Annotated in this window: 12 protein-coding genes, 1 tRNA gene and 1 pseudogene; all 14 read left to right on the top strand. The window is 43.4% G+C overall.

Annotation, left to right across the window (positions count from 1 at the left end; genetic code table 11):
- The first annotated feature begins 5 nt into the window (after positions 1 to 5).
- Positions 6 to 1,463 carry a proline betaine:corrinoid methyltransferase gene (gene mtpB / locus CHL1_RS12180; protein WP_250933138.1) on the top strand — a complete coding sequence of 486 codons (1,458 nt, stop codon included), beginning with the start codon at positions 6 to 8 and terminating at the stop codon, positions 1,461 to 1,463.
- A gap of 86 nt (positions 1,464 to 1,549) precedes the next feature.
- Complete coding sequence (locus CHL1_RS12175; protein ID WP_250933136.1) at positions 1,550 to 2,182, top strand: cobalamin B12-binding domain-containing protein; 633 nt, start codon at positions 1,550 to 1,552, stop codon at positions 2,180 to 2,182.
- 123 nt (positions 2,183 to 2,305) lie between these two features.
- A complete protein-coding gene (locus CHL1_RS12170) occupies positions 2,306 to 3,109 on the top strand; it encodes a methyltetrahydrofolate cobalamin methyltransferase (RefSeq protein ID WP_250933134.1) in 804 nt (267 codons plus the stop codon).
- Positions 3,110 to 3,292: 183 nt separating this feature from the next.
- Positions 3,293 to 4,756 carry a glycine betaine uptake BCCT transporter gene (locus tag CHL1_RS12165; RefSeq protein ID WP_250933132.1) on the top strand — a complete coding sequence of 488 codons (1,464 nt, stop codon included), beginning with the start codon at positions 3,293 to 3,295 and terminating at the stop codon, positions 4,754 to 4,756.
- 64 nt (positions 4,757 to 4,820) lie between these two features.
- On the top strand, positions 4,821 to 5,465 hold the full coding sequence (locus CHL1_RS12160) for a DUF1638 domain-containing protein (RefSeq protein ID WP_070372768.1): 645 nt from the start codon (positions 4,821 to 4,823) through the stop codon (positions 5,463 to 5,465).
- Positions 5,466 to 5,817: 352 nt separating this feature from the next.
- A complete protein-coding gene (locus CHL1_RS12155; RefSeq protein WP_187389142.1) occupies positions 5,818 to 7,191 on the top strand; it encodes a trimethylamine methyltransferase family protein in 1,374 nt (457 codons plus the stop codon).
- The gene (locus CHL1_RS12150) at positions 7,175 to 7,855 is read left to right on the top strand and encodes a cobalamin B12-binding domain-containing protein (protein WP_070372766.1); all 681 of its coding nucleotides are present in this window, start codon (positions 7,175 to 7,177) and stop codon (positions 7,853 to 7,855) included. The genes CHL1_RS12155 and CHL1_RS12150 overlap by 17 nt, the downstream gene beginning before the upstream one ends.
- Positions 7,851 to 8,039: pseudogene (locus CHL1_RS18545) on the top strand (GntR family transcriptional regulator); the annotation flags it as partial. The gene CHL1_RS12150 and the pseudogene CHL1_RS18545, both read left to right, overlap by 5 nt.
- A 93-nt stretch (positions 8,040 to 8,132) precedes the next feature.
- Positions 8,133 to 8,549, top strand: coding sequence for a UTRA domain-containing protein (locus tag CHL1_RS12145; protein ID WP_148636265.1), 417 nt, complete (start codon positions 8,133 to 8,135; stop codon positions 8,547 to 8,549).
- 14 nt (positions 8,550 to 8,563) lie between these two features.
- Positions 8,564 to 9,253: a GntR family transcriptional regulator gene (locus CHL1_RS12140; protein ID WP_148636266.1), complete on the top strand. Its 690-nt coding sequence runs from the start codon at positions 8,564 to 8,566 to the stop codon at positions 9,251 to 9,253.
- Positions 9,254 to 9,266: 13 nt separating this feature from the next.
- Entirely contained in the window at positions 9,267 to 9,539 is a 273-nt protein-coding gene (locus tag CHL1_RS12135; RefSeq protein WP_228882964.1) for a DUF1294 domain-containing protein, read from the top strand.
- Positions 9,540 to 9,634: 95 nt separating this feature from the next.
- Positions 9,635 to 9,719 (top strand) — tRNA-Leu (locus tag CHL1_RS12130).
- A 206-nt stretch (positions 9,720 to 9,925) separates the two neighbouring features.
- Positions 9,926 to 11,299 (top strand): NADase-type glycan-binding domain-containing protein, encoded by a 1,374-nt coding sequence (locus CHL1_RS12125; protein ID WP_250933130.1) that lies wholly within the window; start codon positions 9,926 to 9,928, stop codon positions 11,297 to 11,299.
- A gap of 159 nt (positions 11,300 to 11,458) precedes the next feature.
- Entirely contained in the window at positions 11,459 to 12,178 is a 720-nt protein-coding gene (locus CHL1_RS12120; protein WP_250933128.1) for an N-6 DNA methylase, read from the top strand.
- Positions 12,179 to 12,190: the final 12 nt, after the last annotated feature.

Raw genomic sequence — 12,190 nt, 5'->3', positions numbered from 1 at the left:
TTCAAATGTATATGAACAGACGCTTTTATGAAAAATACGTTTCCACCAGCGATGTGGAACTGCTGCACGAGTATTCTTTAAAAGTTTTAAAAGAAGTCGGTGTTTCCTTTGCCAGTGAAGAGGCCTTGGCGATCTTTAAGAAACATGGTGCAACCGTCGAAGGGAATATTGTAAAAATAAGTGAAGAACTTTTAAACAAAGCCCTGGCGACAGCACCGAAATCATTTGCGGTGACCACCAGTGCTGGTGAAACACACATTGGTGAGCGTTTCAAACCAAAAACAGTGGGCTGTTACGGTCCTTCAAAATTCTTGTTTGAAGATGATACCTACAGAGCGGCATTACTGCCGGATGTGGTTAAGTTTTTAAAACTGATGCATACCAGTGATGTGACCGATTTTGTCAATAATTCTGCCTATGATACCCCGGATTTAGACAAGTCTCAGGATAATTTCTATATCCCGCAGGTGGCATTATGTCTTAAATATTCAGACCGACCAACTTATGGCAATGTTGCCAACAGTTTAAATGTCAAAAAACAGAGCTTGAAGGATGCGGCCAAAGAAATCGCCAACCTGTACAAAGAATTCTATGATATCTGGGATCGACCGGTATTATTAACCAACTGCTGTGCGCTCTCACCGCTCGGCTACTCATATGAGGTGTTAGATAACATCATGGGTCTGGTTGAAGAAGGTCAGCCGGTTACCATTATCACCTGTTCGATGACCAATCTGACCGCTCCAGCGGCACTGATGGGTTCGGTAATTCAGGACAATGCAACGATTCTGGCCGGGATCGTCTTAACGCAATTGATTAACCCGGGAGTCGGGGTTATTTACGGAACCGTGTCTTCACCAACGGATATGCGTAAAACAGCCATTGCCATTGGGGCACCAGAAGCACAGCTGATTCAAATGGCAACATTGGCCTTGGGACGTTACTATGGTCTGCCAGTCAGAACCGGTGTCAGTGGTTCGGATTCACTCAAACCCGATTATCAGGCTGGGGTTGAATCAATGACGACATTGATGACCACTTACCTGGGAAAATCAGACTTTGCGCTGAATAATGCCGGGATTCTTCAATCCTACGCCGTCGGCAGTTATGAAAAATTTGTTCTCGATGAAGAGGTCAATCGCATCTTGATGCGACTAAATAAAGGGATTAAAATCTCGGATACACAAGCCGGTAAGGTTTTTGACGAAATCAAGAAGGCTGGCCCACTGGGTAATTATTTATCAGGAAGAACCCCGAAAGAATACCGCGATCAGCATCACTTATCACAGATTTTTAATAAAACCGCCGGTGATCCAGCCGTTATTTTTGAAGAAGTGGGCGATATCAGACAGCGGGCTTCAAAAATTATCGAAGAACGATTGGAAAGCTATCAGGCTCCAGACCTGACCAAAAAACAACAGGAACTGTTAAACTGTTACCTGCCAGAAAGCGAAAAATTCTAAAACAAATACACTTAATAAAAAATCAGGCCAGGGCATAATGGTTGCGACCATCATGTCAATAAAAATAAAAAAGGAATGGTAAAAAAATGTTAGATTTAAGAGAATTAACACAAGCAGTAGGAGATTTGGAAGAAGAACTGGTAATGGATTTACTCAACGAGTTTGTTAAAGCGAGTCCGTCAGAACCAGAAGCCCAGGAAGCCATTGCCGCCTGTCAGGCCGGTATGGCAATTGTTGGTGAACTGTTTGAAAAGGGCGACTATTTTGTTGGCGATCTGATTTTTGCCGGTGAACTATTAACCGAGTCTATCAATCTGTTAAAACCAGTGCTGGGCAGTGGCGCTGATACAGTTGCCGGGACCATTATACTTGGTACGGTTCATGGTGATTTACATGATATCGGTAAGAATATTTTCAAAAGCATGTCAGAAGCAGCGGGTTTTGAAGTGATAGATCTGGGAATTGATGTTGCGCCGGAACTGTTTGTTAAGACCGCCAAAGAAAATCAGGGCTGCATCATCGGAATGAGCGGTGTTTTGACCCTGGCCATCGATGCCATGAAGGAAACCGTTGAAATGGTGAAAGCAGCTGGAATTGACGCCAAAATTATTATTGGCGGAAATCCGGTTACTAAAGAAGCCTGTGAACATGTTGGGGCCGATCAATATACCACCAATGCCGCTGAAGGTGTCAAGATCTGTCAGGAATGGGTTGCTTAATTAATTAGCTCAACCAAACAAAAAATGAGCAGACATTCAAAAATGATTTAAGTAAACGATAATTTAACAGATAGAAGGCAGTAACAAAGACTGTCTTTTATCTGTATTTCAAGGAGATAAAAGATGATAATAATTGGAGAAAAGATAAACGGTACAATTCCATCCGTCAAAGCAGCGATTGAAAGAAAAGATGCTGATCACATCGCCGCCCTGGCGGTCAAACAAACCGAAGCAGGAGCGACTTATATTGATGTCTGTGCCAGCACCGCACCGGAGTTTGAAATAGAAACGTTGAAATGGCTGATGGATATTGTTCAAAACGCAACCGATACGCCACTGTGTCTTGACAGCCCCAATCCTCGGGTGATTGAAGCCGTTTTTAAATACGCCAACAAGCCCGGTCTGATCAATTCGATTTCAGAAGAAGGTGATAAATGCGAGGTGTTGTTGCCGCTTCTGGAAGGTAACAGCTGGCAGGTGGTTGGTTTAACCTGCGATAACAAGGGCATTCCCAATGATGTTAAAACAAAGCTGGAAATCACTAAAATCATGGTTGAAAAAGCGGCAAAATATGGGATTACGCCTGATCGGATGCATATTGATCCCTGCGTAATGGCTTTGTCAACGGAAAACAACTCAATGCTTAATTTCGCTGAGGAAATCCGCCAAATCAAAGCATTGTATCCGACTATTCATGTAACCGGAGCGATCAGCAATATGTCGTTTGGCTTACCGGTGCGATCCTTGCTGAATCGAACCTGCATGGCCTTTGCCATGGAAGCTGGAATGGATTCGGCGGTCATTGATCCGCTTAACCGTGAGATGATGGGTACTATCTTTGCTACCTACGCCTTGCTTGGCCAGGATAAACACTGTCGTAAGTATAGCAAAGCCTACCGACAAGGGCAAATCGGACCAGTCAAATAATGATTTAAGCATGTTTCTAATACCCGGGTTAAAAACTTTCTCATGGATCATCACAACGGAGAAAGTTTTTAGCTTAAGCGGGTGGTAAATCGCAACAGAAAGTTTTGGCTGCAAATTGTACCTGATCGGTTGATACTTTATAGATGGCATTACTGGTGCATGAATAAGAAAGAGGAAGACACTATGGTACTTTATATTTCACTTGTTTTGTTAGTTGTTTTTTTGTTTTTTGGATTTGTTTTTACCGATGAATTACTGAATGTGACAAATGTCCTGTTTGGTGTGATTACTCATAATCTGGGGTGGTTCTATCTGGTCTCAGTGCTGGGGATTCTGATTTTTTGTCTGGGGCTGGCTTTCAGTAAATATGGAAAACTGCGGTTGGGGGATGAAGACGACCGCCCGGAGTATTCAAATTTTTCCTGGTTTGCAATGCTTTTCAGTGCTGGAATGGGCATTGGTCTGGTATTTTGGGGCGTGGCCGAACCGGTTTATCATTACTTACAGCCACCGCTGGGGATTGAGGCGGCCTCCAGTGAGTCGGCCAGCAAGGCATTTCAGTATGCCTTTTTGCATTGGGGTTTTCACCCCTGGGCGATATACGCCATCGTTGGTCTGGCTTTGGCTTATGTCACCTTCAAGAAAAAACAGCCGTGTCTGATCAGCTCGACCCTTGAGCCGCTGCTGGGTGAAAAGACCAAAGGAATTGCTGGCAAGCTGATTGATGTGCTGGCGCTGGTCTTAACCGTGATCGGTGTGGCAACGTCATTGGGGTTGGGGGCATTGCAGGTCAATGGCGGTCTCAAAACACTTTTTGGCATCCCCAATACGATCACCGTCCAGATTATCATTATTGTCATCATTACAGTGCTGTTTTTGATTTCTTCGATAACGGGACTGGATAAAGGAATAAAAATACTCAGTAACACCAACATCGTGATTGCGCTGTTAATCATGATTTTTGTGCTTTTTACCGGTCCGACGGTTTTTATCATCGATACTTTTTTTGTCAGTTTAAGTGCCTATCTTCATAATATTTTGCCAATGAGTCTGGCCTTAACACCATTTAGCGATGATCCCTGGCTGGGTAACTGGACCATTTTTTATTGGGCCTGGTGGATGTCTTGGGGCCCGTTTGTGGGAACTTTTATCGCCCGGATCTCAAAGGGTCGAACGGTCAAAGAGTTTATCATGGGTGTGATTATCATCCCGGCGCTTTTTTGCTGTCTCTGGTTTGCGGTATTTGGCGGAACTGCCCTGCATTTTGAAATCATCGATAAGCTAAGTATTGCCGAGGCCATTACCGGCGATGTGGCGGTTGGATTATTTGTCACCTTATCACATTTACCGTTCGGCCAGGCGATTTCGTTTTTGGCAACCTTGTTAATTGTAACATTCTTCGTGACATCAGCCGATTCGGCCAATTTTGTGGTGGCGATGTTCTCGCGAAACGGTGATTTAAATCCAGATCGTAAAATAAAGGTTGTCTGGGGGATCGTGCTTTCATCCATGGCCATTGTGCTGCTGTTAAGCGGCGGGTTAGTAGCAATCCGCAATGTGGCGATTATTATGGCCCTGCCCTTTGTTTTTATTCTGATTATGATGTGTGTTTCAATTTTTAAGGCGTTTAAGAATGAAGCGGACTAGATATTTAAAAATAGCCAACGGTGTGGTAGAATTCGGTTATTGAAGGATAGGGGGAATGATAAAAATGAAAAGAGTGATGATTGGCTGCAGTGTTCTTAAAAAGGAAGTTGAAGCCCTGATAGATTGTTCGGATCTTGAATACCGGTGGATTAGAGAGCATCTCCACAATACCCCAGATCTTCTGCACACCGAGATACAGGCGGCCATTGATGCCGAAACCGATGCGGACATCATTTATCTCAGTTATGGATTGTGCGGGAAAGCATTAGTTGATATTCAGGCAAGATCCTGTCCTTTAGTCATCCCCCGAGTGGATGACTGCATTGCGATGATATTGGATGATCGGTCTGATCTTGGCGCACTGCGCTGTTCTTCTTACTTTGTCTCTCAGGGCTGGCTTTGGGGCGAAGATGGAATCGGCTATGAGCATGATCGGATGAAAGAAAAATATGGTGAGAAGCGGGCCTTGCGTATTGCCAGAGCCATGTTTAAAAATTATCAGTATTTGCTGTTTATCCGCACTGGGGTGGAAACCGCGGAAGATCGACAAAAATGCGAAGCGATGGCGGAAAAACTGGGACTGAAGGTTAATGAAACCACTGGTAATATTGATATTCTCGATGCGATGATAAAAGACAGCAATGATCAGCGGTTTATTCGAATCGAACCTGGCGAAGTGATAAAAGAAGAGATGTTTCGGACGGATTAAGATGCTGAGTCAGCTTGATTCATTTCAGGAGTGTAGAAAAAATTTGGTGCTGATAATCGCTAAAAAAATGGGGCAGTTTTTACAAATAATAAGTTTACAAACCGTATTGCATGCGGTTTGTTTAAGTTAATGGTTTAGTAAGCCTTATAACTGTGTTACCCAGCATCCGGCACAAAAATCCCAGATATGATTACAACCTGCAAAGGTAAAAATCAGTAAAGATTGAGACCTGAAATTATTCAGTAAAGATTGAGACCTGAAATTATCATGATGAAACGGTAAACAAACCGGGGTTATTGTGATATAATCTTAAAATGTATCAAAATTGATGGGATTGCAGGGGGCAGTGATCATGAAATTAACGCTTAGCATTTCGAAAAAAGAATGTGATCTTATCCATGAACAGTCACTGAAACTTTTAAAAACCATGGGGATTACTGTTTTTTCGAATGAAGCACAGGAGATTTTCAGAAAAGCCGGGGCCAGAGTTGATGGTAAACAGGTTTTTCTTGATGCGCCGCTGGTTGAAGAAAGTCTCAAATTGGTTCCTTCTGCCTTTCCTGTCTATTCAAATAGCGGCCGTGTGGTAGTCGGAAAGGGTGAAATTTGCACGCTGCCAGCTTATGGTGGAACCTATGTGTCACGAAATGAAGTGATTGCTTTGGGAACCCGAAGGGATTATGTGAATTTTACCAAACTCAATCAGCAGAATCAGCTAATTAAAATGGCGAGTCCCTATACCATTGAACCTTTCGATATTCCTCTGGACTTGCGAAGCGCCTATCGGATGGCGATGCTTTTAAAATACTCTGATAAACCTTGCCTTTCAATTGTCGGTAGTCAGGAAGAGTCCTGCGCTTGCATTGCAATGGTTAAACGCTACCGTGGCATTGACCATAAACCGGTCGTGCTTGGTAATGTCAATGTATCGGCGCCGATGATTATGGGGCATTCAACAACGGAAGTGATTACCGTTCATTGTCTGGAAAATCAACCACTGATGATTGCCTGCGGCAGTGGATTAAGCGGTTTAACAGCGCCGCCCACTCCCGGCGGTAATTTTCTGCTGGCCAACGCCGGAATTATTGCCGGAATTGTCTTTGCTCAGATTCAAAGCCCCGGTCTGCCAATTATTTATGGTTTGCCGCTATTTGGAGTGGATCCGTTCAAGGCCGAAACATTAGTTGGGAGTCCTGCAACGGCATTGTTTACACTGGCTGCGAAGGGGATGGCAGAATATTACAAAATTCCATTTCGGGCCGGCGGTACATTTACCGACTCAAAATACCTCGATTATCAAAGTGGTTTTGAAAGCGGGATCAATCTGCTCTCAACTCTGCTGGCAGAGGTCGATTGTCTGATGCATAGCTTTGGGATGGAAGATGCTTTAAAAACAATTAATTACAATAAATATATTCTGGATGAATATGCTTTCTTAAGTTTGAAAGACTTTGTCCAGGGAATGGAAATTAATGATGTCACAACGATGATGGATGAAATCCTGAAGGTGGGATCAACCGGAAATTACATCTCTTCACGAAACCTTAAATTAATCAGAAAGCAATATCGGCCCCATGGTTTTGGGGAAGGGAAAACAAAGGCAGCGGTACTAAAAGAGACCGACGATGAGATTATCAGGCGTTTAGATAGTTATCAATTTACCGCACAAACTAAAGAACAGATTAAAATAATAAGGGGTTACCTGCCAGATGAATATATCGACTAATCATGCCATGAATACAACTACTTTTGAGAGTATTGTCGAGGCCATGAAAAAAATTGAAGAAAAAAAAGTGCTTAAACTTGTCAATTATGCGATTCGAGAGGGCGCATCCCAGGCCCAGATTGTCGAAGCGATCCAGCTTGGTCTGGATCACATCGGTCATTATTTTGAAGAGGGGCGGTATGGTGTGACCGATTTAATGATGGCGGGCATCATTTTTGAAGAAGTGTTAAAATTGCCGAGTCTGAAGCTGATCAATGAGGGATCGGGTGAACCGATTGGTCGGATTCTACTGTGCACCATCGAGCGGGATCTGCATGACATTGGCAAGTCAATTTTTAAGAGTGCTGCGTTGATGTCAAATTTTGAGGTCATTGATCTGGGGATTAACATTACCGCCCAGGAAATTTTGGCAGAAACCATCAAATTAAAGCCCGATGTGATTGCCATCAGCTCAATTCTCGCCGAAGGGGTCCGGTATATCAAAGCCGTGAATGACGCTCTGGTGGCTGCTGGAATCAGGGATCAGGTTAAAATTATTGTCGGGGGACTCTCGACCCATCGCCAGGCAATTGAATACACCGGAGTGGATGCCTTTGCTCATGATGTCTATGAAGGGGTCAAGCAATGCAAGACTTGGATAACGGAGGGGGGCGAAGCGCATTAATCACAAATATGAAGAAATTGCCGATAGCATTAAATACAAGATCCAGAAGAATTTTTATGCCATCAATTCCGCCATCCCGCCGGAAAATACCCTGGCTGATGAATATGGTGTCAGTCGCATCACCATCCGTAATGCCATTTCGAAGTTAATTGATGAAGGCTATATTTATTCGATACCGGGAAAAGGGAATTATGTACTTGAAAAAAGTAACGATAAATACCTGATTTCATTAAAAACCGAACAGCTCTTAAAAAAACCGTACCAACGGGTCGAACTGTTGGGATCGGAAATTATCAAACCGACCATTGATTTGGTTTACCATCTGCGGGTAGCCCCCAACGCCCGGGTTGTTTATGTCCGCTGGGTACTGCTTTATGAGGAAAAGCCGATTGCCTATGATATTCAGTACATTCCCTATTTTCCGGGAATTACTGTTTGGAACGATAATTTTGAATATACCAGTTTCAGTGAAATATTGTCGCAGAAAAACAAATTGTTTCAAATGCAGGGCAGGATGAATGTGACGGCGATGAATTGTGATCGGGAAGTGGCAGAAATTCTAAAAATCCCGGATGAAACGCCAGTGATGCAAATTACCCAAAAAATATTAGACGATAATGAACCCATGGGTTTTCGTCAGCTGTTTATTAAGCGTGAATGGTGCTGCGTCCGTGGAACGTCTTATCAGGAATAGATTGAAGGACTTAAATGAAAGTAAAAATATACGAACGAATTGTCAACGATATTCTGTCTGAGATCAGAAGTGGTTCACTTAAACCCAATGAAAAATTACCGACCAATCAGGAGCTGGCTGAAAAATATAATACCAGTGGGGTGACGGTCCGAAAAAGTCTGGCCACACTGGTAAACAAGGGCTATCTGGTCTCGATTGAACGCGTCGGGACGTTTGTCAAAGAGCGCGAAAAGGATCTGTTTTTAGTCAATTTTTCCCTGGAAGGAAACATCAACGAGGAAATAACTGATATTCAGACTGAAGATATCCTGATTTCCATGACAAAATTAAAAGGCGAGCGACGGGAATTAAAGACGCTTGAAATAAGACGGATGTATTTTTCGGATGCAATGCCGGTGGGCTACAGCATCGATTCGCTGTTTCTTACTGGTCGTTACCTGAGTGCAGGGATTGAAAAAAAAGCCGAGAAAAACATTACCATCATGCATCGCATCTTCAATAGTTTCGAGGTGAAAAAAAGCATTGAAGTGACCATGGATTATCCCAATAAATACATCTCAAACCGACTGTTAATTGACGAAAACATGCCAATGTTTTGTATAAATATATATTTCTCAACCATAACTGATCATCCGATTGGTAAAAGAACCTTGTATGTGTTAGGTGAAAATATTGAGTTGAATGGAAAATCATTTTACGAATAAGGAAAAATAAGAAATGAACTATATAATAATTTATCTGATCCTTGTTAATCTACTTACTTTTGGACTGTTTTGGCAGGACAAACGGCGTTCAAAAAAAGTGGTCTGGCGGATTCCGGAAAAAACCCTGATGGGCTTATGTGTGATTGGCGGCTCTATTGGCGGACTGCTGGGGATGCGGGTTTTTCACCATAAAACCAGGCACGCTTTGTTTGTCTGGGGAATTCCGATAATTATTGCGCTTCAGATCGGGTTGGTGCTGTTATTCTATGTTAAAGGACTCAATTGACTGGTGTAAAATAAAAACGCCAAAAAAAGTTTTGGATATGACTTGACAATTTGTATAAAAGCGTGTATTCTATAGTGGTGTTCAAAATGATTTATGCGAGAGTGTTGGAACTGGCAGACAAGCACGTTTCAGAGGCGTGTGTCGCAAGGCGTACGGGTTCGACTCCCGTCTCTCGCACCATTTAGAATTTACAAAAACGGCATGAGATGGTCGTTTTTTTTATGCCCAAAATCTGAAGTTGATTTGAATTAATTTTACGCTGAGATTAATTGAACTATAAATGGGTAAACAATTTGTATGCTCAATCAGTAATCAAGTTGGAAGCGTCAGAAACAAATAAGTGATTAAAAAAACTGCCAATTCTGTTTTGAAGGGGTGAGATTAAGATGAAATGCGAAAAATGCGGCCACGACAACGAAGCATCCAGCCTGTTTTGTCAGAACTGCGGAAATCCGATCCGGAGCCTGGAAAAGTGGGAGTCTCAGGTAACGGAGGACACGAACCGGGAAAAAACGGAAAGTGGGATTCCGGATCGCAAAACGGGGCATCAGGGAAAGAATAAGGGGATCATTATTGCAATTGCGGCGGTGGTCGGAGTCTTTCTGATTGCCGGAGCCGTTTTTGGATTTATTAATTTTCAAAAAATCAATGCCATCAACAGCGGTCTGAAAAACGGCGAAGATTTGCTGGCCGTTCAAAATTATAGCGAAGCGCTGGTGGCCTTCGATGGAGTGTTAAAGCTGGATCCGAATAACACTGCAGCAATTTTTGGAAAAGCCAAAGCTTACACCGGTGCGGGCAACTATAAAATGGCCAATACCTTCTACGAAGAAGCAATCCGAAAAGAAAAAAACTCAGAAAAATTAAAAATGATCTTTGATGCCTATATTGCTTCGGAAATTCAGGCCGGAGTATCAGAAACGGATCTTTTTGCTCTGCTGGATCGGGCATCCGAAGTTACCGGAGACAGTAAATATGCCGATCAGAAAAGTAGCTATACGGTTAAAGCGCCATCCTTTAATCTGAATCCGGGAACCTATCAGGGGGAACAAAAACTGGAAATCGTTAAGGCGGATGCCAATGATATGGTTTTTTACACGACGGATGGATCCCAGCCCACAGTCAGTTCAATCGTATATACAGAACCGATTACCTTGACAAAAGGTGAAAAAACAATCAAAGCCATTGAAGTCAATGGGGCTGGTTTTGCCAGTAAAATAATTGAAGGCAAATACGTTATCAATGATATTCCAACCACCTCTGGCGGATCCGAGTCAGAAGGGTCCGACTCGGGAAGCGGCACTGCCACCGGTTGGGACTATGCGAATTTTAGTCTCTATGCGTCTTCGACCCTACCGGACATGGCTGGGATCAGTTATTATGTCGGGAACGTGATGGATGGCAGTGATAATACCGCCTGGGTTGAAGGGGTGTCTGGCGATGGGATTGGTGAGTATGTTCAATGTGTCTATAACGGAACCTCCGCACTGACCATTCATGGAGTGGCCATTAAAAACGGTTACGTCAAGACTACTACATCCTTTGCTGAAAATGGTAGTGTTCGGGGACTGGTGATGTATGTTAATACCAGCCCAGTGGCCAACATGATTCTTGAACGGATCCGGGATGAACAGGTGATCTCAATCAGCCCGGTCACCATTAATCCTGGTGACTCAGTTGTTTTTGTCATCGATTCGGCGGTGGCGGGACCTGCGGATGGTGAACATGACACCGCTATCACCGAAATCAGATTGTTCTGATTATGGTGATGAACTTTTAAATTAGCGTCATTTTAAAATCTGGAGAAGCGATTCTCCGGATTTTTTTGATTTGTTTATTTCAGCCTTTTCTTTATCTTTTTCAGGCAAATAATGGTATAATAACAAGATAACGCTAACATCAATTAAGGAGAGGTTTTAATGAAGTTTCAGGAGATTTCAGATAAGCTGACACGATTTATTAATAAATATAACTATTTGGCTGAGGAGCGCAGTGCCAATGTGCTTTTTTTATTAAAGTGCATTGTTTTAAAATACCTGGCAGATAATCAGCACCTTGACTTTGAAGCCCACCAGAAGGCCATCAAAAAGAATTTTACGCTGGATTATGTCCTGGCAATCTGGCAGGGCCGCCCCCTTGAGACACCATTCTGGGGGCAGGAGCAGACAGAGCCTCAGCCTATTGGGGATGAGATATGGGCGTGGGTCTCTGAATTTATTCAGTCATCCCCCGCACTGGCGGGAGAAAATCCCGGCTTGATCGGCAACCTTTACGAAGCCAGTTTGCTGCTTAATCACAAGAAAAACCATGGGGTCTTTTATACTCCGGAAAACATCGCCAGGTATATGGCGGCGGATGTACTTGAAGCATTTTCACCGGGTAACCAACAGCAGGATTTTCGGGTTCTCGATCCGGCTTGCGGAAGCGGATCCCTGCTTAGTGCAATATACGATGCGATTATGGTTCGAAGTGGTGAACTGACTCCGGAGCAGCAAGCCACGCAGCATCGCCAGTTGCTGGAAACCTGCCTGCTGGGAGTTGACCGGGATCCGATGGCCTGTCTGGTAACCCGGCTGATCCTGACCTTAAAAGGAAAAGAATACGTTAAGCCGCTGGGAATTTTTGCGGCGATATTCTGACCGAAGAATTAG

The organism is Acetobacterium wieringae (genome assembly GCF_023700225.1).
Lineage (GTDB): Bacteria > Bacillota > Clostridia > Eubacteriales > Eubacteriaceae > Acetobacterium > Acetobacterium wieringae.
Note: the sequence above shows the minus strand (reverse complement) of the source record. Positions and strands in the feature narration are given on the sequence as shown.

What these genes read in the sequence shown, in the direction of transcription:
- CHL1_RS12165 (WP_250933132.1), top strand. Translation starts at nt 3,293, where the DNA reads ATGGTACTTTATATTTCACTTGTTTTGTTAGTTGTTTTTTTGTTTTTT.
- CHL1_RS12150 (WP_070372766.1), top strand. Translation starts at nt 7,175, where the DNA reads ATGAATATATCGACTAATCATGCCATGAATACAACTACTTTTGAGAGT.
- CHL1_RS12120 (WP_250933128.1), top strand. Translation starts at nt 11,459, where the DNA reads ATGAAGTTTCAGGAGATTTCAGATAAGCTGACACGATTTATTAATAAA.
- CHL1_RS12135 (WP_228882964.1), top strand. Translation starts at nt 9,267, where the DNA reads ATGAACTATATAATAATTTATCTGATCCTTGTTAATCTACTTACTTTT.
- CHL1_RS12125 (WP_250933130.1), top strand. Translation starts at nt 9,926, where the DNA reads ATGAAATGCGAAAAATGCGGCCACGACAACGAAGCATCCAGCCTGTTT.
- CHL1_RS12170 (WP_250933134.1), top strand. Translation starts at nt 2,306, where the DNA reads ATGATAATAATTGGAGAAAAGATAAACGGTACAATTCCATCCGTCAAA.
- CHL1_RS12160 (WP_070372768.1), top strand. Translation starts at nt 4,821, where the DNA reads ATGAAAAGAGTGATGATTGGCTGCAGTGTTCTTAAAAAGGAAGTTGAA.
- CHL1_RS12140 (WP_148636266.1), top strand. Translation starts at nt 8,564, where the DNA reads ATGAAAGTAAAAATATACGAACGAATTGTCAACGATATTCTGTCTGAG.
- CHL1_RS12175 (WP_250933136.1), top strand. Translation starts at nt 1,550, where the DNA reads ATGTTAGATTTAAGAGAATTAACACAAGCAGTAGGAGATTTGGAAGAA.
- CHL1_RS12155 (WP_187389142.1), top strand. Translation starts at nt 5,818, where the DNA reads ATGAAATTAACGCTTAGCATTTCGAAAAAAGAATGTGATCTTATCCAT.
- mtpB (WP_250933138.1), top strand. Translation starts at nt 6, where the DNA reads ATGTATATGAACAGACGCTTTTATGAAAAATACGTTTCCACCAGCGAT.